This is a genomic window from Bacillus sp. NTK034 (genome assembly GCF_017303275.1).
In the GTDB taxonomy this organism is placed as follows: domain Bacteria; phylum Bacillota; class Bacilli; order Bacillales; family Cytobacillaceae; genus Cytobacillus.
In genome coordinates, this window is sequence record NZ_JAFKOJ010000017.1 from 32,626 (window position 1) to 58,533 (window position 25,908).

Below are 25,908 nucleotides of genomic sequence, written 5' to 3' on the forward strand. Positions count from 1 at the left end.
GCCTTTTTGGAGGATTGGCTTATGACCTCGAGGGGGTAGGCGCTGGAGCTAGACAGTTCTCAACGTTCAAAGTTTCCCTTTATCTTTTAATAGCGCAAGCGCCTCGACTCCTCAATGGTACTGGCGCTGGAGCTAAATAGGTTCAAAGTTACAAGGATTTTTATCTTAAAAAGCGCACAGGGCGCTCTGGCAGTTCAACCGCCAAAAAGCAGATGCCATTCCAGGCCCATCGAGCCAGATAACTGACAGTCTGCAAAATCATTTTAACTATTATTAATCTTACTAAATAAATTATGGATGCAACAAGAATCTATAGAACGGTTTCTATCAAAAACAATGATTGCCTCAAAGGAGAAATAGAAAAATGCTTTGGATCGTCTCCAAAGCTTGTTAATGAATAATGAAGTCCTGCTGATGATAATCCGGATTGCGCTCCAGTGATTCCTGGCAATCCTCACAGATTGCTTTCACATGCATATCTCCTGTTTGATCATAGGAGATCATTTCCTGGCGTTCCTGATCGTTGAGCTTATGGAAGCCAAGCTGCTCTGAATGAACAGAGCTGTTCTCTAAAGAACCAATCTTTGTTCCGCAATGACGGCAATGATAGTGGATAGCCATGCCTGTCCCTCCCGTTAAACTGTCCATAATTCTAGTATGGACTTCGGGCAGGGAAATTATTCATGCATCCGGCAGCTGCCGGCAAAGTAGAGATACATTATTCTATGATAAGATTGATAAAATATGAAGATTATTGATTAAAATCGTTCATTACCTGTAAAAATGGTCTTCTGAACCATTCCTCACAGGCATCTGCGCACTTTTTAGCCGTTTCGTCCATAATGTCCTGTTCTTCTTTAGAAAAGCGGCCCAGCACATAGTCAGGCACCTTCATGCCGCTTGGCGGACGGTCGATGCCAACTCGTATTCTGTTAAATTCCTGTGATCCCAGATGAGCGATTGTAGATTTGATCCCATTATGGCCACCTGCGCTCCCTTTCTGACGGAGCCGTATCTTGCCTACAGGAAGATCCAGATCATCATAAATGACCACAAGTTCGTCATCATTTATTTCGAAATAATCCATAACGGCCCGAATGGACTCTCCGGATAAATTCATATATGTAAGAGGTTTAAGCAGAAATACTTTCTCTCCGTTCACATAACCTGTGCCAAATACGCCTTTCAGCTTTGCCTGATTCAAAGGAATATTCAGCCGGTCCGATAAAACATCAATCACATCAAAGCCAATATTGTGCCTCGTCTTATCATATTGCTTGCCGGGATTCCCCAGCCCTACAATTAATTTCATTTTCTCACCCCATATTCGAAAAGCGCAGACGTCCAGTAATAACCTGGCGCTTGCGCTGAACTTATTCCATTCTCTTTTTCATTATAGTAGAAAGTGTGTTATTCGGTAAGAAGAATCTGCCGGAAGGTGTGCCGGGTTCAGACTCGGCTGCCTCTGCGGCATCTGATCCTGTCCGAATGTGAGCCTTATTCGGACTCGGTTGCTCTTTTTTCTTCTCTTTCTGTCCGAATGTGTCCCCTATTCGGACTCGGTTGCTCCTTTTTCTTCTCTTTCTGTCCGAATATGCCCTTTATTCGGACTCGGTTGCTCCTTTTTCTTCTCTTTCTGTCCGAATGTGCCCCTTATTCGGACTCATCGAATCCCTTTTACACTGCTTTTTTTTCTAATACCAAGCAAACAGGGGCTGGACATAATTGCCAAGCCCCTGCAAGAATAGCTTCCCTCGAGCTTATTCTTCACCTGTCTTATCTTCATCTGCTGTTGTTTCTCTGCCTTCTTCATTTTCAGGAGTGCCTGCTTCCTGTTCTTCACCGCTGTTAATTTCTTCTTCCTGTCTTGGAGGAAGTATGGATGCGATAACCTCGTCTTCTTCATTATTGATTTCATAGCCTCGATTGGCCTTGATATCAGCAACTGTTAAGGTCTCATTCACCTGCAGATTCGTTACATCCACTTCAACGGAAGATGGAATATTATTTGGTGTCGCTGTCACAGAGACTTCATGCATGGATTGCTGCATAACGCCTCCATCTTTTACTCCTGCTGCATCTCCAGTCAAGACGACGCGTACATCTGCAGTCATTTCCTTATTCATATCCACCGCAAGAAAATCTGCATGTACAATTGCATTTTTAATCGGATTGGACTGGTAGTCACCAAGCACCACTTCATGTTTGCTGCCATCTACATCTAATGAAAATACGCCGTTTCTGCCTACTTCCTTGATCGTCTTTAGAAAATCGGCTTCGCTTAAGTAGATGGATTGGCTTTGCAGCTTTGAACCATACACAACTGCCGGAATATTACCTTCTTTTCGCAGTGAAGTTAAGTTGGAGTTGCGTGAACCTTTTCTTTCTTTTGCTTGCAATACAGCTGTCATAAATACGTCCCCTTCCTCATTTAGAAAAATTCATGTCTATATAAAAAAATGCCCTAAAATGAGGAAGTCTAAACGTTTTTGTTTTTTCAGGTTTATTGTTTTTAGAAAGAACGCAGACCAGGCTTGCTTTACAGCAAGCCTGGATGGATTATTAAATTGCCGATCAATCAAAAAGAGTGCTGACAGATTGCTCTTCATGAACTCGGATGATTGCTTCACCGATTAGCGGTGCTACGGAAAGTTCGACAATCTTGTCTGTTTTCTTCTCTTCTGAAAGTGTGATTGAGTTTGTTACAACCAATTCTTTAATTGTTGAGTTTTCAATTCTTTCGATGGCAGGTCCAGATAGAACCGGGTGTGTACAGCATGCATAGACTTCTGATGCACCGTTCTCGATCAGGGCATTTGCTGCTAATGTAATCGTTCCGGCAGTATCAATGATATCGTCGATTAAGATGGCAGTTTTTCCATCAATGTTACCTACAATGTTCATGACTTCAGCCACATTTGGCCTTGGACGGCGCTTGTCAATGATGGCAATCGGCGCTTTTAAGCGATCAGCCATTTTACGCGCACGTGTTACACCGCCGTGGTCTGGAGATACAATTACGATGTCGCTATCCATCATTTTGTTCTTAAAGTAATCAGAAAGGATTGGCACACCCATTAAATGATCGATAGGAATATCGAAGAATCCTTGAATTTGCGGCGCATGCAGGTCAAGTGTAATCACACGGGTTGCACCAGCAGTTTCCAAAAGGTTTGCTGCAAGCTTAGCTGTAATCGGCTCACGTGCTCTTGCTTTGCGGTCCTGGCGGGCATAGCCATAATAAGGCATTACGATGTTAATGGTCTTGGCAGATGCACGCTTAAGAGCATCGATCATGATCAAAAGCTCCATTAAATGCTCATTGACAGGAGAGCTAGTTGACTGGATCACATATACATCGCATCCGCGGATGCTTTCTTCAATGTTAATTTGGATTTCGCCGTCGCTGAAGCGGGTTACGGAACATTTACCAAGCTCCACACCAATCACATTGGCGATTTCTGCAGCTAGCTTGCGATTTGAATTTAAACTGAACACCTTTAAGTTTGGATCTAAATACTGGTTTGACATTTTGGGCCTCCATCGAATTATTTCGGTTTATTTCTTAATGTTTAATTTTTGCGTGTAGTTTTCTTTGTTCACCTGGCGTGCACGGGCAATGGAAAGGGCTTCTCCCGGCACATCTTCAGTAATTGTCGAGCCTGCTGCCACATATGCACCTTCCCCGATCGTTACCGGTGCCACGAGATTGGAGTTGCATCCAATGAATACACCGTCTTCGATTTTGGTCAGGTACTTATTTTTGCCGTCATAATTGACAGTGATTGAGCCGCAGCCCAGGTTAACATCCTTGCCTACTTCTGCGTCGCCAATATAGCTCAGGTGAGAGGCTTTGCTTCCTTTTCCGAAAACAGACTTCTTCACTTCAACAAAGTTGCCGATTTTCACTTCATCATGAATATCTGATTGCGGACGAATGTGAGCAAACGGCCCAATATTCACTTGTGAACCGATATGGCTGTCATGCGCTGCAGACTGGCGGATCACTGTGCCTTCTCCAATATGGCAATCAGAAATTTCCGTATTTGGTCCGATCACACACTCAGAACCAATGATGGTATTGCCGGAAATGATGGTTCCAGGATAAAGAACTGTATCAGAGCCAATTTTCACATCCGCTCCAATATATGTGTTTGACGGATCGATAATGGTCACGCCATTACGCATATGTTCTTCATTAATCCGCTGTTTCATGAAGGATTCTGCCTGCGATAAGGCTACCCGGTCATTGACACCCAGGGTTTCGCCAAAATCAGCCGTCTGGTAAGCTGTAACGACTTCCCCTTCATTTTTCAAGATCTCAATCACATCCGGCAGGTAGTATTCACCCTGCACATTATCATTTGTAACTTTGTTTAAGGCTTCAAACAGAGCCTTATTATCAAAACAATAGGTTCCAGTATTGATTTCTTTTATCTTTCGTTCTTCCTCGGAAGCATCTTTCTGTTCAACGATTTTTTCAACCATTCCCATGTCATTTCGGATCACGCGTCCATATCCAAATGGATTTTCCGCATGGGCTGTTAAAATAGTCGCTTTGGCAGAAAGCTCTTCATGATGCTTGAAAAGCGCTTCCATTGTTTCATGTTTGATGAGCGGTGTATCTCCGCATACTACGAGCGTCACGCCCTCTTTGCCTTCAAGCATATCGCGGGCCTGCATAACGGCATGAGCGGTGCCCAGCTGCTCCTCCTGAAGAGCATATTTGCTGCTTGAGCCAAGCTGCTGCTCTACCATTTCCGCTCCATGTCCAGTAATGGTGACAATTTCTTTTATGTTAAGCTTTGTAACTTGATCAACAACATGTTGAACCATCGGTTTGCCGCAAACAGGGTGAAGGACTTTGTAAAGCTTTGACTTCATTCTTGTCCCCTGGCCTGCGGCTAAAATGACCGCGTATCGATTAGACATTTACAGGCCTCCAATTTAACCTTTTTATCCATAACGAATATATCTTAAATGGGCTCTTATTTCAAGAAATGATGACAAAGTACATATATTTGTCATTACCATTAACGGTATTTTCTGAAGAAATGGTTTAATATTTTTACAGGAGGGGTAATAAACAAGATAGAAAAAAGCCCTAAGCACCGCCAATAACAGGGGGTCTCAGAGCTTGAATTTTCACAGCTAAAATAAAAAAGAGCCTTACTTATGTAGCAGGCCCTTGTTGATATATTTTCTTAGGAAGCACCGGCTTCTTCAAATTCCACTTCTAATTCACCTAAACGGTGGTACTCGGCTAATACAGCCTCCTGGATTTTACCGCGCGTTCCTGAATTGATCGGGTGCGCGATATCTCTAAACTCCCCATCCGGAGTACGTTTGCTCGGCATAGCTACAAATAAGCCATTATTCCCATCGATCACACGAATATCATGAACAACAAATTCATGATCCAGCGTAATAGATGCGATTGCCCTCATTCGTCCATCCGTGTTAACGCGGCGTAATCTTACGTCTGTCACTTCCATTCTGTTCACCACCTTTTCGAGAAGATATAATCCTAATTGTATAAATTCAACATATTTCCTGAATCTCCTTCTTAGATAAAAAATATTTTTTGAATATTTTGTTCAAAATAAAATATTCACTGCTAAAGCACTTTTCTGTATTAAAAAACGCCCGTTCACATGAACGAGCGAAAATAAACGCGGTTATTTATTTTACGAGGGCTACCACTTCAATTTCAACCAATGCATCCTTTGGCAGGCGTGCCACTTCCACACAGGAGCGCGCAGGCTTGTGTGTGCTGAAATATTCCCCATACACTTCATTGATGGCTGCAAACTCGTTCATGTCCTTGATAAATACCGTTGCCTTTACAACGGTATCTAATGACGCGCCCGCTTCTTCAAGCACTGCCTGCAGGTTTTTAAATACCTGATGCGTCTGTTCTTTTACATCACCATCAACCATAACACCTTCTGCCGTAAGCGGAATTTGCCCTGAGCTATAGAATAGGTTATTTACTGTAATTCCCTGAGAATATGGCCCAATTGCTGCCGGCGCGTGATTCGTTTGAATGACTTTCATGAATTCTCCCCCTAAAAAATATGATTATTTTTTAAAATAGTTGCCTTCACTTACATTGATTTTCTTTTCCCTCACGTCAACATCGGATAGACGCACAAGAGAAAGGTACTCGTCAACCAGCCGTTCTTCTGCTTTTTCTGCCTCGACCAGGACAGCAATGCCAGCGAGGTTTGCTTTGAATTCTTCCAGCATGCTGACCATGCCATTAACCGTTCCGCCTGCTTTCATAAAATCGTCAATGATTAAGACATTGGATCCCTCTGCCAGGCTTCTTTTTGAAAGAACCATGGTCTGAATCCTTTTGGCGGAACCTGACACATAGTTAATGCTTACCGTGGATCCTTCTGTCACCTTGCTGTCCCGTCTGACGATAACAACGGGCACATTGAGATAATTAGCGGCAGCATAAGCAAGGGGAATCCCTTTTGTAGCTACCGTCATGACCACATCAACAGGTTTATCTGCAAAGGCTGAGGCAAAGAGCCTTCCTGCACGCTGTACAATTAAAGGGTCTCCAAGAATGTCTGTCATATAAAGATAGCCGCCGGGAAGAAGCCTTTCCGGACTGGCAATTAAGCTGCAGAGCTCATCTACAAATGGCCGGGCTTCATCATCGGTTACTTTAACATGAAACTTTACGCCGCCTGCTGCTCCGGAAACGGTTTGCAGCGTGCCGATTCCTCTTTGCTCAAATGTTTCTTTGATGATTGTGAGATCTTCACTGATCGAAGACTTGGCAGAACCATACCTTTCTGAAAAGAAAGTTAAGGATACCAGCTGACGCGGATGGTTCAATAAATAATTGGTCATATCTATTAACCGTTCGCTTCTGCGAAATTTCATTGTGGAACCCCCATTTAAATCCGAATATTTTAACGATAATATACCATTAATATACGGATTTAATCAAGCTTATGTCTTTCTCCGAGCATTCTGACCGCAAAAACCTGGTCGCAAAAACCTCTAAGGCCATTATAAATCCGATGCATTCTTGAATCATGATGCACAAGCCCAAAGACGGTCGGTCCGCTGCCGCTCATCAGAACAGCATCCGCACCAAATCGTTTCATCTGTTCTTTTATCTGCAGCACCTCGGGATGCATATTTAGTGTTACATCCTCCAGAACATTCCCCATGTTCCGGCAGACATCATTGTAGCTGCCGGCATTAATCGCTTCGATCATTCCTGCAGTATTCGGATGCTGTACCTGCTCTACATCCAGTCTTCTATAAACGTCAGCAGTCGATACGCCAATGAACGGCTTAGCCAGTATGACCCAGCAGGTTGGAGGAGCAGGAAGCTCCTGAATCTTTTCTCCTCTTCCTGTAGCTAAAGCAGTTCCTCCGTATACACAAAAGGACACATCAGAACCGATTTCCGTCCCGATTTCGGCAAGCTCATCCAATGAAAGCCCCAAATCCCACAGCTTGTTAAGGCCTCTTAGAGCTGCGGCTGCATCACTGCTGCCTCCAGCAAGTCCCGCAGCAACCGGGATTGCTTTTTCTATTGTAATGGATACACCTTTTTTCACTTGAAACCGTTCCTTAAGAAGGTGTGCAGCCTGATATGCCAAATTTCGCTGATCATCCGGAACAAATCGGTTATGAGAGATTATCCTTATCTCGTCCTTATCTAAAAGTGTTAATTCCAGGCGGTCTGCCAAATCAATCGTTGTCATTATCATTTCCACTTCATGATAGCCATCTTCCCGTTTATGTAAAACATCTAATGACAAGTTGATCTTAGCAGGCGCCTTCACCATGACCTTCAACATTTCCACCTACTTCTTTCCTCTAAATCGGACTCCTGTCCAGCTCCATTAAGCGAAGCTCTTTGGCCTGCCGGCCCATTCTAAAGGGAATGCCATACATTCATTCAGTATTGACTTTATTTTAACCGGCAATAAGCGGCAGTATTGTGCTTTTCTTCTAGAGCGTCTCCATTTTTTGTCCTATTTTACCACAAATTAAACAGAAAAGCGCAATGGCTTGGAATATAAGGGTTAACACTATTTAATAAAAGGAAAAGCCGAAGCATAAGCTTCGGCTGACGCAGTGCATATTAATGCTTAAACATAATCTGTGCGAATGCTATTTGTTAAGAAGGTTCTGCTGTGCGATTTCAATAGCCCGCTTAACCATATTGCCGGCATCTTTGGCACGGATGCCGCCCCATCCTTCCTTTTGGACCACATCATAAAAGCCAAGCTCTTTCGCAATTTCTTCTTTTAAACCGTCTGACATAACGCCCCGTCTTCTGCCCAACATTAACATCCCCTTTCGCACTGCGGTATGTATAGTATGTGAAAGGGGCCTTTCATTCATGAAAAAAGGCAAACAAAAAGCAGTAAACAATTTGTTCACCGCCCGCTGTCATATATATTAGCTTAAAGCAACCTGTCCTGATGTGTCTTCATAGAATGTAATTTGAACCGTTTCTGTTAAAACATCTGCATAGCTGTAAGATACCCGTTCAAATGCATTTTCATCCTGATCTAACTCAATCACAAATACTGAAGGATACGTTTCTGCCAGAACCCCTGAGCGTTCAATGGTCTTTCTGCGCCCGCCATTTGCTTTTAGCAGGAGCCTTTTCCCAAGATTTGAATCAAGAGCTTTTTTAATATCTGATAATGTTTTTGCCATTCGGTCCACCTCACTATGTTAAGTATATCACACTGACACAATACTGTCAAACAAAAATATAAATTATAACAGTGTTTAAAAATAAATGTCAATATGTTTTGTTCTACTTTTTCTTCTAATTTTCAACAATTTTAGGATTACCTTAAATGGCAAAGATTATGTATGGTTTTTGAAAGCCTTATAAGACTGCACTTCATTACCTGGGAAATAGTCGAATAACATTGCGCGAAATTCCTCGAAAAAACTTAATAAATTCTTGTTTCCAGGGGAAAAGCATAAAAAAACAAGCCGCTATATAACGCAAACGGCCTGCTGATTAGGATTCGTTTAAATCATCGTCATTGTAAGGCATTCCTGTTCTCAGTACTCCCCGGGTTTCTATTCCTCCGAGCCCCTTTTCACCTGTTAATGTATTTCTTAAAATATCCCATAAATTGATTCTTTCCATAAATGGAGTAAGGCTGACTTTCGCAACAATGTATACAGGGTCAAGGGCATGGATATTCACCCTGGAAGGAGAACTGGCAAAGTTGGCACCCGCATGGATCAGCGACTCGAAATGGGACTGGCATGCTCCGGCAAAAATGACAAGCTGATCAAGGTGCGGTATTTTTTTGCGTGCTTCCCTCACTGTCTGTACAAACTCCCTGGAGTGCCTGTAAGCATTGATATCCGATTTTTTCCCCTTTGCCTTCGAATATGCATCATGACCTGTTACAACCAGAATATCAGGCCTGTAATGATCGATGAGCTGTCCGATTTTCATCGGCATTTCCTTTTCATTGCAATGGATTCCTGTTACGGGTATGCCTATTTTTTCATAGACACTTAAACATTTCTTTAAATAAGAAGGATCACCATCCAGGTGAAGCACCCTGCCTGGTATCTGAAAATAGTTAAGCGTCTTGCTGTAGCCGTCAGTCACCTCATACTCCTGCTTCTCCCTCAATAGAGCGAGGTCCTGCCTGAAAAGCTGGAAGGACTGTTCCTCAAGCGACCTATACTCCTGCTCAAGCTTCATCCTCTGCGCCTGGTTAATGACGATTAAATCCTCACAGGGAGCATCCGCAACTAGACGAATATCCTCTCCGAATAATACGGCCATTTTTTTGCCGCCCTGTTCTTTAATATCAATTACGCGGAATAAAATATCACAGTGATAAGAAATTCTTCCGACGATATCCATCGTATTTACAGTCAATGTCGTCACTCCAATTGCCCGAGGGTAAACACGGGCTGCTTCTGATCTATTGTTTGTGATTTATTATTTATGTCATAAATTATGCATTCGTCTATAAACATGTGCGTAGAATTAGAAAAGCGGAAGCGCCTTGCCGGCTCCCGACTTCACGAGGGGGCAGCATTCATCTTAAAAGCTATGCTATAGCCGTGCAATGATAAGGCTGACGAGGAGTTCCTTGTGGTGCTGGCCAGTTATTGCCGTTCATAATTTGAGGCAAAAAAAAAGCCCGCTGTTTTCAGCAGGGCTTCATTTTTTACGAAAAATGCGGCAGCAGGGCATCGCTCAATCGGGCAAATTCTTCGATGGATAGAGTTTCCCCTCTTCTGCCAGGCTCGACATTGGCTTGTTCAAGAGCGGAGAGAATCTTTTCCTTCTTTTGTTTTCCTCCAGGAAGCTGGCTTGTTAAATTATTCAGCAGAGTCTTGCGTCTTTGTGCAAAGCTTGCTTTTGTCACCTGGAAAAAGAAGGATTCGCTTTTCACCGTCACTGCAGGCTCTTTGCGCTTCGTCAGTTTAATGACGGCTGAATCCACATTCGGCTGCGGAACAAAGACCGTCTTCGGCACGATCATGGCCGTTTCAGCCTCTGTATAGTACTGGACAGCAATGGAGAGTGAGCCGTACTCTTTCGTCCCAGGACGGGCTGAAATTCTGTCTGCTACCTCTTTCTGGAGCATACAGACGATTCCCCTGATCGGAAGCTTGTCCTCGAGCAGTTTCATGATAATCGGTGTTGTAACATAATACGGAAGGTTGGCGACAACCATAATATCATCAAAGCCCTCAAACTCCCGTTCAATCGCTGTCTTAACATCTGCCTTCAATACATCTTCATTGATGATGGATACATGGGAATATGGCGATAACGTTTCCTCTAAAATAGGGAGCAGCCGCTGGTCAATTTCAAAAGCAAGCACCTTTTTGCTTCTCCGGGCCAGCTGTTCAGTCAATGCCCCAATTCCAGGTCCTATTTCAATGGCGCCCGACTCTTCCTTTAAATCTGCATGATCGACAATTCTTCGGAGAATATTCGTATCGATCAAGAAGTTCTGTCCCAGGCTTTTCTTAAAAGAAAATCCGTATTTATCCAAAATCGCCCGTGTTCTGGCTGGCGTTGCAATATCTTTATGCATTTTGTTCCTCCTTGCGAATAGCTTCGATTGCCTCAGCAAAATCTTTCTGGCTGATCTGAAACATCATTAAGCGCTTATGAAGCTGCTTGCCGTTTGTGTAGCCGATTTTGAGAAGTCTGCCAAGCTTTTCTCTTCTTTCCTTGGCGCCTTCTCCGCCAATCAGGCCTGCGGTTACCAGGTCTTCCTGGGTAATGGTTTCTTCATATGTTTCCTGCATAACCTGGGCATCCTTTAATGCCTGGCGGATCATTTCAGGCGATGCGTGCTCAACGCCCACTCCTCTGCCATGCTTTTGGAGGGCATCCGCTTTTTCTATAAAGGCATGCTTGCATCCGGGTACATCATTGGTGATCGTATTCCGGATTTTTTGGCCAGGAAAATCCGGGTCTGTGAATACGATTACCCCTCTAGTTTTCTGGGCAAGCTTTATTTTTTCAATGGTTTCCTGATTTATGGCAGATCCATTGGTTTCAATTGTATCGGCATCCAGGGCTCTTTTGATCGCCGCTGTATCATCCTTGCCTTCAACAACGATAATTTCTTTGATTTTCATACTTCCTCCATGAAAAATAAAATATAAAAAAAATGAAAAAAAATTGAAACATTTCTGTAATGTAATTCGTCTAAATAGATGTAAGAAGAATATAGTAATAAAGAATAGTTCTTATTATATATGATGCAGCTGAGAAATGAAAAATGTTAATTATTAACCTTCTCTGCAAGGAAATAAAAAATGCAGGGAAAGCCCCTGCATCAATAAAAATTAATTCAATATTTTAATCTTTACGGTCTTTCTTCCCCATTTGTAAGCTTCTGATTTGGAGGAGAAGAATACATCGATTTTGTTGCCTTTAATAGCACCGCCTGTATCTGCTGCAACGGCATAGCCATAACCTTCAACATAGACCTTCGTTCCAAGTGGAATGACACTTGGATCAACAGCTATTACCTTAGCACCCGGATTGGCACGCAGATCCAAGCCAGTAGCAGTTCTGCCTGAGCATCCGCTGCAATTGGCCGTATAGGCTGTTGATGATACATATATTTCTTTTCCGCTCGCCTTGCTGCTTGTTCCGCGGGAAACCACCTGTGTTGCTGCAGCCACCTTTGTTCCGACAGCTACTACCTTATCCTGCTTTTCTTTCACTTGCTTTTCACTGATCAGCTTTCTGGAAACTTCTTTGCCATTCTCCAGGACGACTTCAAATTCTTTCGTCTTTAGGCCTTCTTTTCCAGCATTCATCACCTTTTCAGTGCCTTTAGCCAAGCTATTATCCTTCTTTGTCACAACTGCGAAATTAATTGGTTCTTCCACTACATCGGTGACTTTTTCAACTCGAATGACTTTTATGATGTCATCGGCTTTGACTGTCTCTTCCAACTTTGGTTCAACACGGTCTAAATCATTAATCTTGATTCCCTGCTGTGATAAAAAGTCAGCGACCGTAGTCGAAGTTGACCAAACCTGCTTCTCTTTGCCGCCATGATTAAGCGTTAAAGCGAATGCTTTCTCTACTTGAATTTCAAGGTTGCTTTTAATTTTATCCTCTGGCTTTGGCTGAACCTTATCATGTTCAGTCAGAGTAATATTCTGTTCTTTTAAAACGTCTCCGACCGTCTTTGCAGCCGTCCAAATCGTTTTCTTCTCGTTATCTGTTACAACGTTCACCTGTTTAGCCGGTTCATAGACAATTTCTGTATTGTCCTTAACCTCTGTGTTTACCGAGGGAAACACATAATCTTCTGAGCGAAGTGAAATATCTAGATCATCGAATATATCTTGAATCGTTGATGCATGCGTTTTGATGACTTTCTCTTGGCCATCTATCGTCAGTGCTACTGTTTTCTTTGTCGTTTCATATGCAATGAAACCGCAGGCAGCAGCAAAGACTACTAAACTAGCAGAAAAAATGGCCAATTTCTTTTTACTCAAAGACTTGGATAACAGGTTTTTCATGTTTTGAATCACGATGAAAAACGCCTCCTTTTCTCTCGGAGTGATTATATAGAGTATCTTGCCGACTGTCAACTCTTTCAATTTTCCAGCTTCCGAAAGGCTGGTGAATGCAGGCATTGGGCTATGATTGCCTGAATCCATAGAACTGCACTCTATCTCTATGTATGAAAGACAGCTCCTCTCTATGCATGCCTTCTTGCAAATGCCCCGTTTTCGATGATGCTTGCCTTGGATTTATACTTTTCCACACTCATCTGAAAAATCCTTCTTTTTTTGATTTAGGGATTTTACGTCCTTTTGGTAATCCCTTATTTTCTGCCGATCAGGCGTTCAGCAAGCGGGAGCACTTCCGGAAGTACCTCAAGTTTTCAGACTGCCGGTTCTCTATCTGTCACGCTCCTCAACTTGCAGCAAACGCCTTCCGCTCGATCGGCAGGGGTGCTGGAACAGCACTTTTTCGAACTTTCTAGCTTCCGCTTTTCTAGTAAATGGCAAGCCCTCTCGTAAACGTATTTCCTATTATGCAAAAAAAACAGGATAAAGGAAAGAGAGACTTATCGACATGGTTATCCTATGAGAAGAAAGAGACATGTAGAACTTTTTAGAATCAGAAAAAATTTGGACAAGCTCCCACAGGTTTCGACAAAAAGAGATATCAGTTTATGCCGAATAATTTTTTTGCATTTTCTGTGGTTGCTTGTGCAACTTCTTCTACCGAAAGTCCTTTTATTTCTGCAATCTGTTCTGCAACTAGTTTGACATAACTAGGTTCATTCCGTTTTCCTCTGAATGGATGAGGAGTAAGATAGGGACAGTCTGTTTCAATCAATAGCTTTTCAAGTGGAATAACATCGGCTACTTCTTTTGGCTTTTTTGCATTTTTGAATGTCACCGGACCTCCAAGTGAAATAAAAAAGTTCATATCCACACACTCTTTGGCAATTTCAGGGCTGCCGCTAAAGCAATGCATGATGCCTCCTACTTCTCCCGCTCCTTCTTCCTTAAGGATTTCGACTATATCGGCTGTCGCATCACGGTTATGGATAACGATGGGAAGCTTAACTTTTTTCGCAAGACGAATCTGCTTTCGGAAGACTTCTTGCTGAATATCCTTTGGAGACTTGTCCCAATAATAATCCAGGCCCATTTCTCCCAGTGCAACCACTTTTGGATGGCTGGAAAGCTCTTCAATCCACTGAAGATCATCCTCTGTCATATCGATGGCATCAACCGGATGCCATCCTACACTTGCGTAGATGAAATCGTATTTCTCAGTCAGCTCCATCGCTTTCTCAATAGTTGGACGGTCAAACCCAACGACCACAATGTTGGAAATTCCTTCATCAAGGGCCCTGTCAATCACCTCTTGTAAATCCTCGTTATATTGTTCGGCATTAAGGTGTGCGTGTGTGTCGAAAAACATCAAAAAACTCCTTTTTCTCCATATTATTTTTCTATTACTATTATGTCAGTCATGTAACAAAAATAATGTGATAACAAAATGGTTCGAATTAAATAAAATCACCTAAAATTACTTTTTAAGAATATTTTTTTCCAAAAATAAAAAACATAGAAATGCCCACGGTATACGCTTAACACTTCTATGTTTTTATTTTAAACAGGAGAAATAAATAATATTATTTTACCCTTGCACCCAATGGAAGGGATTCAGCGATTGTGGCAAGTGAAAGTTCTCCGTCTTTTCCTCCTGCTAAAATCATTCCTTCTGAAAGCTCACCGCGAAGTTTAACAGGCTTTAAATTTGTGACGCAGATGACTTTTCTGCCGACCAGGTCTTCCGGTTTATAGTATTTGGCAATCCCGGAAACGACCTGGCGCTTTTCATAGCCAAGATCAAGCTGTAACTTTAAGAGCTTATCAGCTTTTTTCACCGGTTCAGCCTGAATGACCTGAGCCACTCTTAAATCGACCTTCATAAAGTCATCGATTGTGATTTCCTCACTATCCGGCTTTTCCTCTGCTTTTGCTTCCACTTTAGGAGCAGATCCCTGCATTTTGGTTTTAATGAACTCGACTTCTTCATTAATATCCAGGCGAGGGAAAATCGGTTCTCCCTTTAATACCTTTGTGCCTTCAGGAATCAGGCCGAATGTTTCAAGGCTTTCCCAGGATGTTAATGCTTCTTCGTTTATATTCAGCTGTGAGAATACTTCTTTTGGCGTACGTGTCAGGAATGGCTGCAGAAGCACTGCGATTCTGCGCAGGGATTCCGCCAGATGAGCCATTACACTCGCAAGTTCTTCTCTTTTCTCTTCCTCTTTGGCAAGAGCCCAAGGCTGCGTTTCATCTATATATTTATTCGTTCTGCTGACAAGCTGCCAAACTGCAGATAGGGCAACAGAGAACTCCATTTTTTCCATAGCTTCCTCATATTTGGAAACCGTCTCACGGTTCATTTGCAGCAGCTGCTGGTCAAACTCTCCGTCTGAATCTTTATATGCCGGAATGACACCGTCAAAATATTTATTAACCATCGCAATCGTCCGGTTTAAAAGGTTTCCTAAATCATTGGCAAGATCAAAGTTGATTCTTTCCACAAAACCTTCTGGCGTAAACACTCCGTCTGCGCCGAATGGCACTTCGCGAAGCAGGTAATAGCGAAGAGCATCAAGACCATATCGGTCAATAAGGGTAACAGGATCCACTACATTTCCTTTTGATTTGGACATTTTGCCGTCCTTCATCAAAAGCCAGCCATGAGCAAACACTTTTTTAGGAAGAGGCAGATCCAATGCCATCAGCATGATTGGCCAGTAAATTGTATGGAAGCGCACAATTTCCTTCCCTACCAGGTGTACATCGGCAGGCCAATAGTTCAGATACTTGGAATCATCATCTGTTCCATAGCCAAGCGCTGTGATGTAATTTGATAGTGCGTCGATCCATACATAAACAACATGCTTTGGATTATTCGGCACTTTCACTCCCCAGTCAAAAGTGGTCCTGGATACCGCCAAATCCTCGAGACCCGGTTTAATGAAGTTATTGATCATCTCATTCTTACGGGATTCAGGCTGTATGAAAGATGGGTTTTCTTCATAATACTGCAGAAGCCTGTCAGCGTACTTGCTTACCTTAAAGAAATAGGATTCTTCTTTTACTTTATGAACGGGACGTCCGCAGTCAGGGCAGTTTCCATCTACAAGCTGCCGTTCTGTGTAATAAGACTCACATGGTGTACAATACCAGCCTTCATATTCGCCAAGATAAATGTCACCCTGTTCTACAAGCTGAGCGAAGATTTTTTCTACGATCTGCTTATGTCTGTCCTGAGTAGTACGGATAAAGTCATCATAGGAAATATCGAGCTTCTTCCAGAGATCCTGGATGCCGGCGACAATTTCATCTACGTACTGCTGCGGTGTTACCCCTTTTTCTTCTGCCTTCTCCTGAATCTTCTGTCCATGTTCATCCGTACCTGTCAGGTACATAACGTCAAAGCCGCGCATGCGCTTGTAGCGTGCCATTGCATCTCCGGCAACAGTTGTATAGGCATGCCCTATATGTAAATTTCCGCTAGGATAATAAATTGGAGTGGTTAAATAAAACGTCTTTAATTTGTCCTCCACAAGATTCCCTCCCTCATTTTTTAAGAAAGCATGGGGTGCATATATATATGCAGCTATGCTTTTGTCTGACTCATAATGGATACTAAGAAAAGCGCAAGCGCCTTGGTCACGATGGAACGCAGACTAAAAACTCCACGTCCTGTGGCAACGTCTGCATGACCCCCATCCTGGGGGCCTCAAGCACAAGACGAGCCTCACGGAAAGGTGTTCTTTACCTTTTTGGGAGGCTTGGCTTGTGACCTCGAGGGGGTAGGCGCTGGAGCTAGACAGTTATCGAAGTTCAAAGTTATACTTTCTTATCTCTGTAAAAAAATCCCGCCCAATTTGGACGAGAGTATTAATCAGAAAATCGTGCCGTTTTGGGCCTGCTAAATCAATATTTTACAAGAAGTTATATTCGTCAGCATAACCTCTTATACCATCAAAATATACCTAAAAACTTGAAATTGTGCAACCAATAGGCAGAAAGGGATGGCAGGATTTTTCTTAAATTAAATTTTTTTATTTACTAACCCTAAAAAAGGAAATTAACTTTCGAATATTATTATAGTAAAAGTATAAATATTGTAGAATTTTGTCGAAATGTCGAAAAGAGTCATATTACTAATTTTTGTTTGGTTCTTCCTCCTTTCTATATTAAACCTTCTTAATTTCTTAAAAAACGTTGTTATATCAACCCTTCAACTTATATCCTAAAATTTTCTATTTTAATTCAAAATAAAGTAATTGACGTATATGGGAATGGCTGGTATTATAAATGTAATAAAGATTTTGTCGAATAATGACGAAACAACATAGATAGAGAAAAATATTATTGGAGATGTGAGAGGAGACTTTTATTATGAAATCCACAGGTATTGTTCGTAAAGTTGATGAGCTTGGCCGCGTAGTTATCCCTATTGAATTAAGACGTACACTTGGAATTGCTGAAAAGGACGCTTTGGAAATCTACGTTGATGACGAAAGAATCATCCTTAAAAAGTACAAGCCAAACATGACTTGCCAAGTTACTGGGGAAGTATCTGATGAAAATATCTCATTAGCAAACGGCAAATTAATTCTAAGCCGTGACGGTGCAGAACAGCTGTTAAAAGAAATTCAAAACACTTTTGAATTAGCAAAATAATAATGAAGAAAAGCTTCTCACGCGTGTGAGAAGCTTTTTTACTAGCTGCCTTATTCCTCAATATGATAAGCATGATAAACATCCCGCTTATTTATTCCCCGGTCTTTTGCCGTTTGCTTAATGGCTTCTTTGCTCGATAGTCCAGTTTCTTCTATATAATGTCTAACATGATCTTCAACCGAAAGATTCTCCCACCAAGCTGTTTCTTCATCCTGCACAGCCTCGGAAGTTCCTTCAATAATAATCACAAATTCTCCTCTTACCTCTCCATTTGAGGCCCATTCCATTGCTTCTGCTACAGTTCCCCGGATAAATTCTTCATATTTCTTCGTCAGTTCGCGGCATAACACGATATTCCTGTTCCCCATAATATCCGACATCAGCGAGAGGGTTTCCTTCAGGCGGTGGGGAGCTTCATATAAGATGATGGTTGCGTTCAGCTTCGAGAGATTTTCCAGCTCCTGTTTCTTCAGTTTCTTCTGCCTGTTCAGGAAACCGTAGAAATAAAAGGGCTGTGTATCAATGCCGGAAGCAATCAGGCCGGTCAGGGCAGCATTCGCACCAGGAAGGGGCACCACTGTCAGCTTTTCTTCAGCAGCCGCCACTACAAGATCAAAGCCCGGGTCTGAAATCGCAGGCATTCCTGCATCACTGACAAGGGCAATCTTTGCGCCATTGGCCACTTTGTCAAGCAGCTTCTGCCCGCTTGCCTCCTTATTATGTTCGTGATAGCTGATAATGGGTGTTGCAATATCAAAATGATTACAGAGCTTCTTCGTATTGCGCGTATCCTCCGCCGCAATAAAGTCAGCTTCCTTCAGAATCCTAACTGCTCTGAAACTCATGTCTTCCAGATTGCCGATCGGAGTCGGGACTAAATAAAGGATTCCTTTTGTTTCTTCGTGTTCAAAGCTTTTTTGCTGCCACATATGTACCACCAGCCTCTTTCATTAAAAACTCTTCTTTCTTTTTCCGGGGCCATTGCTTAAATTCATATTCGGCTCTCATCGCTTCGCCCTTTTCAGAAAAGGATCGAAAGAAGACCAGGTCCACCGGCCCTCTGCCTCTTGTATACTTCGCCCCTTTTCCTTCATTATGGGCCTTCACCCGTTTTTCAAGATCATTGGTATAGCCCGCGTACAAGCTGCCATCACGGCAATGGAGAACGTAAAAATAATGGCTATTCTCCATATAAAATCTCTCTCATTCCAGATGTGTATTCATTTTCTTCATTATATACAAATAAAGGAGGCAGGATTTTCAGGTCCGGATTTCCGTTTTTGACCGCCTCAATCAGCAGGGTATTCGCTTCTTTTCCGGCCTTCGGATAGACGAATTGCACCCTTTTCGGCTCAAGCTTATACTTGCGCATCAGCGTGACAATATCCAGGAACCTGCCCGGCCTGTGCACAAATGCCACCTTGCCTCCCTGTCTCGCCAGCCCGCTTGACGCTTTAATCGCGTCCTCCAGTGTACAGAGAATTTCATGGCGGGCAATCGCCAAATGTTCATTCTCATTGATTTCCTCCCGGGAAGGTGTAGGAAAATAGGGCGGGTTGCAGGTCACAACATCAAATTTTCCATAACCTAAAACCTGATGTATTTCTTTAATATCTCCGTGAATCATCTTAATCCGCTCTTGAAGCTTATTGTATTCAATGCTTCTGACCGCCATATCATGCAAACGTTCCTGAATTTCTACGCCTGTAATGGCCCCCTTTGTTCTTGTGCTTAAAAAAAGCGGTATCACGCCATTTCCGCTGCACAAATCAATGAGATTGCCTTTTTGAATCGGCACATATACAAACCGGGCCAGCAGGACAGCATCCAGTGAAAAAGAAAAAACGGCCGGGCTTTGAATAATTCTCATATCTTCAGCCAGCAAATAGTCCAGACGTTCCCCTTCTTTTAAAAAATCCATTCTTGATCCTCCATGCTTCTCTGATTCTTTGCTTCTATGGAAAAATAGCCTTCCCATCATCAGGAAGGCTAAAATTTACTTCTTATTCAGGAAAGACAAGCAAAACAGACAGTCTCCCTCTTTTCGAGGGCTGCCGAAATGGAGATTGCAAATATGAAACCCTTCCTGATAAAGGCGGGCAAGGTTATCATAGCCCTCTCCAATATCAATTACCTTATCATCATCGGCAGCATCGGCAGACTGCTCTGATTTGCCTTTTTTCGCCGATGTGCTTTCCTTTTCCGCAGATATGTCTAAATGGCGTCTTAAATGTTCATTTTCCAGCTTCAAAGAGTTATTCTCTTTAAGTATTTCTGCCAAATGCTGCTTTAACTCACCAAGCTGCTGATATAACTCTCCAATTTGGGTTTCCATATTACTCACTGAGTCAAAGATTTCTTTTTTATCCACGACTTCCACCTCTTAATCTGTGGACTGAACTGATACAGCACCTTGTTTTAAAATTTCATCCAGTGTATATTCGAGGACGCGCTCCGCTTCTTTCACATCAACCTGCAGAACACGCTCCAATATATTCAAGCCTACCACTTTTCCAGCTCCATCAGGGGTCTGAATCCATTCCCCAAGGTCCGGAAGCTGTTCCTTTGCTGCTTCGTACTCATCATTTTCATACTTCAGGCAGCACATTAAGCGTCCGCACAATCCTGATATTTTCGTTGGGTTCAACGATAGATTCTGGTCCTTTGCCATTTTGATGGATACAGGATCAAAATCACCAAGGAAAGTGGAGCAGCAGAGCATTCTTCCGCATGGGCCAATTCCGCCCAGCATTTTTGCTTCATCCCTCACACCAATCTGGCGAAGTTCTATCCTTGTCCGGAAGATGGCTGCGAGGTCTTTGACAAGCTCGCGGAAATCAACCCGGCCATCAGCCGTAAAGTAGAAAATGACCTTATTTCGGTCAAATGTATATTCAACATCGACCAGCTTCATATCAAGCTGATGTGTATGGACCTTTTCACAGCAGACCTCATATGCTTCCTTGGCCGCCTGCTTGTTCTCCTCGACAATCATGCGATCCTTTTGATCTGCAATACGAAGAACCTTTTTTAATGGGAGGACAACATCATGTTCATCGACCTGCTTCGGGGCAATTACCACTTTTCCGTATTCTACGCCTCGGACAGTTTCGACAATGACAAAGTCATCCTTTTGTATTGAGAGATCTCCGGGATCAAAATAATAAATCTTGCCCGCTTTTTTAAAGCGCACTCCTACTACATCATACAAAGGAAGATCCCTCCTGCAATTTTAACACAAGCTGTTCCATCAACAGCTGCGGATTCATATTTGCCTGTAATTTTCTTTTGGCTTCCAAAACAGCCGTCATCTGTTCCGTCAGACGCTTTGTAGAAGATTGCAGTGCAAACTGCTCTAAACGATTTCGTTCGTTCAGATGGACAACCTGGTCTTGTTTCCCAAGCTGAATATATAGTAAATCTTTAAAAATAAGAAGTAATAGATCCAAGCCGCGATCAATCTGCTCTTTTTCTTTAAAGTGCAAGAACCAATCCTCCTGCAGGGCAACCATCGCCTCAAGCGGATTCTTCTTCACCACTTCATATAATTTTAACACTATTTTTTGTGCTTGTACAAACCAATCATCAGAACTATATTGCAAAGCCTCATCCAAATTATTGGTAATTTGTGCAAGTAATGGTGCCTGGGCAGGATCCACTCCATTATTTTTTAATTGCTGAATCATTTCTGCAGGAGATAATGGTTTAAAAGAAATGGTCTGGCAGCGGGATAGAATAGTAGGAAGCATCTGCTGCGACTGCTCGGTAATAAGCACAGCGGTCGTCTCTGCATGGGGTTCCTCCAGGAATTTAAGCAAACTGTTGGCAGCGTTAACTGTCATTCTATCAGCATGTACAATCACATAAAGCTTGCGTTTAGATTCCACCCCGGTCTTTGAAAACTCTTCCTGCAGGCTTTGAATCTGACTTTTTTTGATAGAAAGCCCGTCCGGCTCAAGGATATGAACATCAGGGTGATTGCCGCTGTTGATCCTCTTACAGTTTGAACATGTTTCACATGGAACATACCCATCAAGCGGCTCAAGACAGAATCGGCTTTTCGCCAAAAGCATGCTTGCTTCCCGCTTTCCCGTTCCTTTCATCCCTTCAAATAAGTAGGCGTGGGCCAGCCGATCCTTCTCTATGCTATTTTTAAACATTTTCAATACAACTGGCTGTATGACCTCCAGCTGTTCCCACGTTTTTCCCACAATGATCACTCACTTACATATATATATTTATTAAAAGTCCCTTAATCTCGCCGACTTTCCCCAGTATATCGATAGATGATTCTTCTTTTTTCATTAGTTCATCCGTCAGCTCTGACAGCTTTTCATCAACCGTTTCTACTACTTTCAGAGACCGGCCCTGTCCATGCTGGTTCCAGCTGTGCGATTGCTTCAGCTCCATCCCAAAGTCAACGGCTTCCTTCACAAACCGCTTCACAAGCGTTTTAAATTTGGCTAAATCCTTAAAGGTTCTGGAGCGCGCCAGCCGTTCTCCAGCGGCATCTATATCCTTCAACAGACCCTGAAGCTGAGAAGCCTGCATTTTCTGGTCCTGCTTCTGTACCATTTCAGAAAATTTAACGCCGCTTCCGGCCGCCTGCTTCTGCTCATTGCGGACATTTTCCATCTTGAGCCGAAGTTCCTGATTAATTTTCATACCTAATCCTCCGCAAAGGGTATTAAGCTCCCTTTGTATTTATTAAAAATGGTGGAATTGTTCAACCGGCAGGACAAATACCGTCGCACCGCCAACTTCGACTTCTACAGGGTAAGGCACATAAGAATCCGCATTTCCGCCCATTGGCGATACAGGTGCTACCAGCTGATCTCTAGCTCTGCAATTTTCTTTAATTATCTGCAGGGCTCTCTCCACACGGATATCCTCTGTCCCAATCATGAACGTTGTATTGCCTGATTTCAAGAATCCGCCCGTGCTGGCCAATTTTGTCGCACGAAAATTATTGTCAACCAACGCATTCATTAGCTTATTGCTGTCCTGATCCTGAATGACTGCCAGAATTAATTTCATAAGCCCATCCCCTTTACAAGTTTTTGATCCGTTTTATCTTACTTTTATTATATCAATTATTTTATCTTCAAGCAGAAATTAAGGGAATACCGGAAAAATTATTTTGAAAACTGGCTAGCAAGTTTATTAAAAAAGCCTTAAAGAGATATAATCTTTAAGGCGAATTTTTATATTAGTTCTTTCAGCTTGCGCTCCGCCTGCTGATACACTTCCTCCACTGGCCTCGATGCATCGATTTTAGTGATGCGCTCCGGGTAAAGCTCCATTAGCTTCAAATAGCCTTCCCGCACTTTGTGGTGAAAGTCGAGCTTTTCCAGGTCCAGGCGGTTCACTTCCCGGCCTTTATGCTGATTGATTCGGTCCAGCCCATCCTCCGGTTCAATATCAAAATACAGCGTCAGTTCAGGCATCATGCCTTCAATGGCAAAGCTGTTTATAGAGTATACTTCATCAACGCCGAGGCCCCTTGCATAGCCCTGATAAGCAAGTGAACTATCAATAAACCGATCACATAATATGATGAATCCCTTATCCATCGCTGGCTTTACTTTTTCAGCCAGGTGCTGCCTTCTGGCTGCAGCATATAGCAGTGCCTCTGTTCTTGGATCCATCTTTGTATTATTTTTATCAAGTATGACACTTCTGATCTGCTCTGCAATCTCAATTCCGCCAGGCTCTCTTGTCTGAAGAACCTGATAGCCTTCCTTTGTCAGATTGCTTGCCAGCATATCAATAATCGTTGTTTTTCCGGCACCCTCAGGTCCTTCGACCGTAATAAACTTACCTTTTTTCATTTTACTTCCTCCAGCTGCTGTTATACATCCTGATAAACGTGAATGCTGCCTCTTTTTATATTTTCCCCACTTTGGAACCGTGCTCCGGCCATAATTTGAAATCTTATGTTTGCTATGTCTTCCCCTTCTATGATTTCACCAGGGAATAATAGCGGAATGCCTGGCGGATAAGGAGTTACCTGCTGTGCACATATTTTGCCGGCGGCCTCTTCCAGAGCCACCGTTTTAATGGCGCGACGTTCTTGTTCCTTTTGCTCCAGGGCAAGGCCAGAGACAGGCCTTTTACTGAAAGGGATTTTATCATGGCGGTCTGCAGGTCCATATGATTTCAACTCTTCTTCCAAGCAGTGAATAACCCGTTCTAATGGATAATCCATATCTTTTTTTAAAAGAGGCAAAACAAATAGGACATTATCTGGATCTGCCATTTCTGTAAAAATCCCGTGCTTCTCCAGAAGAATCTGCAGTTCAAACCCGCTAAGAACGGTTTCCGACTGGATGGTCACTTTTAAAGGGTCACCGTTTTGATGTTCAAAATTCAAAACTTTAATTCCTGTTACCTTACTTAGTTTCTTCCTGAACTGCCTGATTTTTTCAAGCAGTACTTCCTCATCCTTTGCCGAAAAGGAACCTAAATAGGCTCTTGCCAAATCAAGAGATGCCATAATGAGATAGGAAGGGCTGCTTGATTGGAGAACCCCCAGAAATTTGGACACTCTTTCTTCCTTTATTAAATGGCTATTAAAATGCAGATAAGCCCCCATCGTCATAGCAGGCAGAGTCTTATGTGCGGATTGTACAACCAGATCTGCCTGAAGCTGAACGGCCGAAGCAGGAAAATCTTTTCCCCCGATCAAATGTGCTCCATGTGCTTCATCCACCAGTATGGGGATTCCATGATTATGAGCGTACTCAATAATGCTTTCAAGGTCAAACACCATTCCGTAATAATTAGGATAGGTTAAGACAAGGGCTTTTGCTTCCGGATTTTGTCTGATTGCCTCTTTAACGGTCTCTAAAGCTACTCCCCCGGCAACGCCCCACTCTTCATTAAATTCAGGCGCTAAAAAGACAGGCTTAGCCTTAGCCAATGTAATGCCATTAAGAATGGACTTATGACAATTCCGCTGGACAAGTACAGTCTCATTTTCCTTTGCGGCTGACATGACCATGGCGAGATTTCCTGAGGTCGATCCGTTAACAAGGAAAAAGCTTTTTGGAACACCATACAAATCGGCAAGCAGCTTTTGCGCCTCCAAAATGACTCCTTCAGGAGAATGCAAATCATCCAGTCCGCTGAGCTCAGTAGCATCGAGCTTTAAAATATCTTTAAAATATTCTGCTCCCTCACCGCCTGAAAGTTGACCGTTCTTATGTCCCGGCACATGAAAAGATACCGGCTGATGTGAAGCATGTTTTTTTAATTGATCCCATAATGGAGTCTGTTCGTGATTCATATCTTCATCACTTTCCTAAGATTCTTCTCTTATTTTAACAAATCAAGTATACGCTTGCTATAAAAGAAACATGAGGGCGATATCTGCGCCAGTCCCTGAATCATCAGGCAAATTTATGAAAGAAATCCTTTATAGACATACACCCAAATTAGATTTCCATCATACAATATTAATCAAGTAACCTCAAAAAACCCGCCAATGAATATTCGAAAAATTGTATACAATACCATTGATCTGGGCAGAATAAGTGTATGGAGGTGGAGTGATTGGGTTCGCTATTAGCAAAAAAACATGCAGGGGAAGAATGTGTCATATGCGAGCAGGAAAAAACCAGGGGAATACATCTATACACTTCTTTTATCTGCACAGATTGTGAAAAAGATTTAATCACCACGGATACAAGCAATCCAAAATATAATTATTACTTAAAGAAACTGCGGAAAATAACCATGCCGGAGATATTTTCTTAAAATGTAAGCCCTTTGATAAGGGGCTTTTTATTTTATGCGGGTTTCTTGGGCCTACCCAGCCAGCATGGCGGGCAGTTTATCTAATATGTTTTTGTTTTTATCTAGCAGGAATTCGATTTTATCTCGCATATATTGAAGTTTATCACACCTTTTGGCACAATCCATCTTTGGTGAGAACGGATTTGACTTTTAAAAAGATGATGCAATAAGGAGTGGCGCATATCATGAAAAAGTGGCGCATTTGTTGACCGATGTGACGCAAATATCTATTTTCCATTAAAAAGAAGAGTCCTAATAAAATATTGGGTACCGTAACTCATCCAAGCACACAAAAAAGAGCACCCATCAGGTGCTCTTTCATATGCCCGGCAGCGTCCTACTCTCACAGGGGGACAGCCC

The 25,908-nt window shown here is 42.6% G+C and carries 29 protein-coding genes; 2 read left to right on the top strand and 27 right to left on the bottom strand.

Annotated features, from left to right (window positions below; translation table 11 throughout):
- Positions 1-390 precede the first annotated feature (390 nt).
- The 17 genes from JI665_RS27025 to metG form a co-directional block, all read right to left on the bottom strand.
- Entirely contained in the window at positions 391-621 is a 231-nt protein-coding gene (locus tag JI665_RS27025) for an anti-sigma-F factor Fin family protein (RefSeq protein WP_206845867.1), read from the bottom strand.
- 130 nt (positions 622-751) lie between these two features.
- Entirely contained in the window at positions 752-1,312 is a 561-nt protein-coding gene (gene pth / locus JI665_RS27030) for an aminoacyl-tRNA hydrolase (protein ID WP_206845870.1), read from the bottom strand.
- A 448-nt stretch (positions 1,313-1,760) separates the two neighbouring features.
- Positions 1,761-2,411, bottom strand: coding sequence for a 50S ribosomal protein L25/general stress protein Ctc (locus JI665_RS27035; RefSeq protein ID WP_206845872.1), 651 nt, complete (start codon positions 2,409-2,411; stop codon positions 1,761-1,763).
- Positions 2,412-2,574: 163 nt separating this feature from the next.
- Positions 2,575-3,531, bottom strand: coding sequence for a ribose-phosphate diphosphokinase (locus JI665_RS27040; RefSeq protein ID WP_206845873.1), 957 nt, complete (start codon positions 3,529-3,531; stop codon positions 2,575-2,577).
- 27 nt (positions 3,532-3,558) lie between these two features.
- Positions 3,559-4,932 carry a bifunctional UDP-N-acetylglucosamine diphosphorylase/glucosamine-1-phosphate N-acetyltransferase GlmU gene (gene glmU / locus JI665_RS27045; protein WP_206845874.1) on the bottom strand — a complete coding sequence of 458 codons (1,374 nt, stop codon included), beginning with the start codon at positions 4,930-4,932 and terminating at the stop codon, positions 3,559-3,561.
- A gap of 272 nt (positions 4,933-5,204) precedes the next feature.
- A complete protein-coding gene (gene spoVG, locus JI665_RS27050; protein ID WP_009336662.1) occupies positions 5,205-5,495 on the bottom strand; it encodes a septation regulator SpoVG in 291 nt (96 codons plus the stop codon).
- Positions 5,496-5,682: 187 nt separating this feature from the next.
- Positions 5,683-6,057, bottom strand: a complete 375-nt coding sequence (gene ridA / locus JI665_RS27055) for a 2-iminobutanoate/2-iminopropanoate deaminase (RefSeq protein WP_206845875.1) — start codon at positions 6,055-6,057, stop codon at positions 5,683-5,685.
- 24 nt (positions 6,058-6,081) lie between these two features.
- Positions 6,082-6,900, bottom strand: a complete 819-nt coding sequence (gene purR, locus JI665_RS27060) for a pur operon repressor (protein WP_009336664.1) — start codon at positions 6,898-6,900, stop codon at positions 6,082-6,084.
- Positions 6,901-6,959: 59 nt separating this feature from the next.
- On the bottom strand, positions 6,960-7,829 hold the full coding sequence (gene ispE, locus JI665_RS27065) for a 4-(cytidine 5'-diphospho)-2-C-methyl-D-erythritol kinase (RefSeq protein WP_206845903.1): 870 nt from the start codon (positions 7,827-7,829) through the stop codon (positions 6,960-6,962).
- A 319-nt stretch (positions 7,830-8,148) separates the two neighbouring features.
- Positions 8,149-8,322, bottom strand: coding sequence for a small, acid-soluble spore protein, alpha/beta type (locus tag JI665_RS27070; RefSeq protein WP_026041722.1), 174 nt, complete (start codon positions 8,320-8,322; stop codon positions 8,149-8,151).
- Between the two features lie 117 nt (positions 8,323-8,439).
- Positions 8,440-8,703 (bottom strand): biofilm formation stimulator Veg, encoded by a 264-nt coding sequence (gene veg, locus JI665_RS27075; RefSeq protein WP_009336667.1) that lies wholly within the window; start codon positions 8,701-8,703, stop codon positions 8,440-8,442.
- Between the two features lie 316 nt (positions 8,704-9,019).
- The gene (yabG, locus tag JI665_RS27080; protein ID WP_280516137.1) at positions 9,020-9,904 is read right to left on the bottom strand and encodes a sporulation peptidase YabG; all 885 of its coding nucleotides are present in this window, start codon (positions 9,902-9,904) and stop codon (positions 9,020-9,022) included.
- 295 nt (positions 9,905-10,199) lie between these two features.
- On the bottom strand, positions 10,200-11,078 hold the full coding sequence (gene rsmA / locus JI665_RS27085) for a 16S rRNA (adenine(1518)-N(6)/adenine(1519)-N(6))-dimethyltransferase RsmA (protein WP_206845876.1): 879 nt from the start codon (positions 11,076-11,078) through the stop codon (positions 10,200-10,202).
- Positions 11,071-11,631, bottom strand: a complete 561-nt coding sequence (gene rnmV, locus JI665_RS27090) for a ribonuclease M5 (protein WP_206845877.1) — start codon at positions 11,629-11,631, stop codon at positions 11,071-11,073. The genes rsmA and rnmV overlap by 8 nt, the downstream gene beginning before the upstream one ends.
- Positions 11,632-11,841: 210 nt before the next feature.
- Positions 11,842-13,035, bottom strand: coding sequence for a G5 and 3D domain-containing protein (locus tag JI665_RS27095; protein WP_206845906.1), 1,194 nt, complete (start codon positions 13,033-13,035; stop codon positions 11,842-11,844).
- A 655-nt stretch (positions 13,036-13,690) separates the two neighbouring features.
- Positions 13,691-14,458 (bottom strand): TatD family hydrolase, encoded by a 768-nt coding sequence (locus tag JI665_RS27100; protein ID WP_206845878.1) that lies wholly within the window; start codon positions 14,456-14,458, stop codon positions 13,691-13,693.
- 214 nt (positions 14,459-14,672) lie between these two features.
- The gene (gene metG, locus JI665_RS27105) at positions 14,673-16,625 is read right to left on the bottom strand and encodes a methionine--tRNA ligase (protein ID WP_206845880.1); all 1,953 of its coding nucleotides are present in this window, start codon (positions 16,623-16,625) and stop codon (positions 14,673-14,675) included.
- Positions 16,626-17,466: 841 nt separating this feature from the next.
- Between metG and JI665_RS27110 the strand changes: the two genes are divergently transcribed.
- Positions 17,467-17,751 (top strand): AbrB/MazE/SpoVT family DNA-binding domain-containing protein, encoded by a 285-nt coding sequence (locus JI665_RS27110; protein ID WP_009336674.1) that lies wholly within the window; start codon positions 17,467-17,469, stop codon positions 17,749-17,751.
- A gap of 50 nt (positions 17,752-17,801) precedes the next feature.
- On the opposite strand, the gene rsmI is transcribed toward JI665_RS27110, so the two are convergent.
- The 10 genes from rsmI to JI665_RS27160 all read right to left on the bottom strand — a co-directional run bounded on the left by rsmI (position 17,802) and on the right by JI665_RS27160 (position 25,039).
- Positions 17,802-18,680 (bottom strand): 16S rRNA (cytidine(1402)-2'-O)-methyltransferase, encoded by an 879-nt coding sequence (rsmI, locus tag JI665_RS27115; protein WP_206845882.1) that lies wholly within the window; start codon positions 18,678-18,680, stop codon positions 17,802-17,804.
- A complete protein-coding gene (locus JI665_RS27120; RefSeq protein WP_206845883.1) occupies positions 18,658-18,942 on the bottom strand; it encodes a GIY-YIG nuclease family protein in 285 nt (94 codons plus the stop codon). Before JI665_RS27120 ends, rsmI begins: the two co-directional genes overlap by 23 nt.
- Positions 18,932-19,672 carry a tRNA1(Val) (adenine(37)-N6)-methyltransferase gene (locus tag JI665_RS27125; protein ID WP_206845884.1) on the bottom strand — a complete coding sequence of 247 codons (741 nt, stop codon included), beginning with the start codon at positions 19,670-19,672 and terminating at the stop codon, positions 18,932-18,934. The genes JI665_RS27120 and JI665_RS27125 overlap by 11 nt, the downstream gene beginning before the upstream one ends.
- A gap of 75 nt (positions 19,673-19,747) precedes the next feature.
- Positions 19,748-20,122 (bottom strand): DNA replication initiation control protein YabA, encoded by a 375-nt coding sequence (gene yabA, locus JI665_RS27130; protein ID WP_206845885.1) that lies wholly within the window; start codon positions 20,120-20,122, stop codon positions 19,748-19,750.
- 12 nt (positions 20,123-20,134) lie between these two features.
- The gene (locus JI665_RS27135) at positions 20,135-20,962 is read right to left on the bottom strand and encodes a PSP1 domain-containing protein (RefSeq protein ID WP_009336679.1); all 828 of its coding nucleotides are present in this window, start codon (positions 20,960-20,962) and stop codon (positions 20,135-20,137) included.
- Complete coding sequence (holB, locus tag JI665_RS27140; protein ID WP_009336680.1) at positions 20,955-21,962, bottom strand: DNA polymerase III subunit delta'; 1,008 nt, start codon at positions 21,960-21,962, stop codon at positions 20,955-20,957. Before holB ends, JI665_RS27135 begins: the two co-directional genes overlap by 8 nt.
- Positions 21,963-21,975: 13 nt before the next feature.
- Complete coding sequence (locus tag JI665_RS27145; protein WP_206845886.1) at positions 21,976-22,416, bottom strand: YaaR family protein; 441 nt, start codon at positions 22,414-22,416, stop codon at positions 21,976-21,978.
- A gap of 42 nt (positions 22,417-22,458) precedes the next feature.
- On the bottom strand, positions 22,459-22,788 hold the full coding sequence (locus JI665_RS27150; protein WP_009336682.1) for a cyclic-di-AMP receptor: 330 nt from the start codon (positions 22,786-22,788) through the stop codon (positions 22,459-22,461).
- A 167-nt stretch (positions 22,789-22,955) separates the two neighbouring features.
- Entirely contained in the window at positions 22,956-23,582 is a 627-nt protein-coding gene (gene tmk / locus JI665_RS27155) for a dTMP kinase (RefSeq protein ID WP_206845887.1), read from the bottom strand.
- A gap of 20 nt (positions 23,583-23,602) precedes the next feature.
- Positions 23,603-25,039 (bottom strand): aminotransferase class I/II-fold pyridoxal phosphate-dependent enzyme, encoded by a 1,437-nt coding sequence (locus tag JI665_RS27160; protein ID WP_206845888.1) that lies wholly within the window; start codon positions 25,037-25,039, stop codon positions 23,603-23,605.
- 266 nt (positions 25,040-25,305) lie between these two features.
- On the opposite strand from JI665_RS27160, the gene JI665_RS27165 reads away from it, so the two are divergent.
- Complete coding sequence (locus JI665_RS27165; protein ID WP_206845890.1) at positions 25,306-25,509, top strand: sigma factor G inhibitor Gin; 204 nt, start codon at positions 25,306-25,308, stop codon at positions 25,507-25,509.
- The last annotated feature ends 399 nt before the right edge of the window (positions 25,510-25,908 follow it).

What these genes read in the sequence shown, in the direction of transcription:
- JI665_RS27025 (WP_206845867.1), bottom strand. Translation starts at nt 621, where the DNA reads ATGGCTATCCACTATCATTGCCGTCATTGCGGAACAAAGATTGGTTCT.
- pth (WP_206845870.1), bottom strand. Translation starts at nt 1,312, where the DNA reads ATGAAATTAATTGTAGGGCTGGGGAATCCCGGCAAGCAATATGATAAG.
- JI665_RS27035 (WP_206845872.1), bottom strand. Translation starts at nt 2,411, where the DNA reads ATGACAGCTGTATTGCAAGCAAAAGAAAGAAAAGGTTCACGCAACTCC.
- JI665_RS27040 (WP_206845873.1), bottom strand. Translation starts at nt 3,531, where the DNA reads ATGTCAAACCAGTATTTAGATCCAAACTTAAAGGTGTTCAGTTTAAAT.
- glmU (WP_206845874.1), bottom strand. Translation starts at nt 4,932, where the DNA reads ATGTCTAATCGATACGCGGTCATTTTAGCCGCAGGCCAGGGGACAAGA.
- spoVG (WP_009336662.1), bottom strand. Translation starts at nt 5,495, where the DNA reads ATGGAAGTGACAGACGTAAGATTACGCCGCGTTAACACGGATGGACGA.
- ridA (WP_206845875.1), bottom strand. Translation starts at nt 6,057, where the DNA reads ATGAAAGTCATTCAAACGAATCACGCGCCGGCAGCAATTGGGCCATAT.
- purR (WP_009336664.1), bottom strand. Translation starts at nt 6,900, where the DNA reads ATGAAATTTCGCAGAAGCGAACGGTTAATAGATATGACCAATTATTTA.
- veg (WP_009336667.1), bottom strand. Translation starts at nt 8,703, where the DNA reads ATGGCAAAAACATTATCAGATATTAAAAAAGCTCTTGATTCAAATCTT.
- rsmA (WP_206845876.1), bottom strand. Translation starts at nt 11,078, where the DNA reads ATGCATAAAGATATTGCAACGCCAGCCAGAACACGGGCGATTTTGGAT.
- rnmV (WP_206845877.1), bottom strand. Translation starts at nt 11,631, where the DNA reads ATGAAAATCAAAGAAATTATCGTTGTTGAAGGCAAGGATGATACAGCG.
- JI665_RS27095 (WP_206845906.1), bottom strand. Translation starts at nt 13,035, where the DNA reads ATGAAAAACCTGTTATCCAAGTCTTTGAGTAAAAAGAAATTGGCCATT.
- JI665_RS27100 (WP_206845878.1), bottom strand. Translation starts at nt 14,458, where the DNA reads ATGTTTTTCGACACACACGCACACCTTAATGCCGAACAATATAACGAG.
- JI665_RS27110 (WP_009336674.1), top strand. Translation starts at nt 17,467, where the DNA reads ATGAAATCCACAGGTATTGTTCGTAAAGTTGATGAGCTTGGCCGCGTA.
- rsmI (WP_206845882.1), bottom strand. Translation starts at nt 18,680, where the DNA reads ATGTGGCAGCAAAAAAGCTTTGAACACGAAGAAACAAAAGGAATCCTT.
- JI665_RS27120 (WP_206845883.1), bottom strand. Translation starts at nt 18,942, where the DNA reads ATGGAGAATAGCCATTATTTTTACGTTCTCCATTGCCGTGATGGCAGC.
- JI665_RS27125 (WP_206845884.1), bottom strand. Translation starts at nt 19,672, where the DNA reads ATGGATTTTTTAAAAGAAGGGGAACGTCTGGACTATTTGCTGGCTGAA.
- JI665_RS27145 (WP_206845886.1), bottom strand. Translation starts at nt 22,416, where the DNA reads ATGAAAATTAATCAGGAACTTCGGCTCAAGATGGAAAATGTCCGCAAT.
- JI665_RS27150 (WP_009336682.1), bottom strand. Translation starts at nt 22,788, where the DNA reads ATGAAATTAATTCTGGCAGTCATTCAGGATCAGGACAGCAATAAGCTA.
- tmk (WP_206845887.1), bottom strand. Translation starts at nt 23,582, where the DNA reads ATGAAAAAAGGTAAGTTTATTACGGTCGAAGGACCTGAGGGTGCCGGA.
- JI665_RS27160 (WP_206845888.1), bottom strand. Translation starts at nt 25,039, where the DNA reads ATGAATCACGAACAGACTCCATTATGGGATCAATTAAAAAAACATGCT.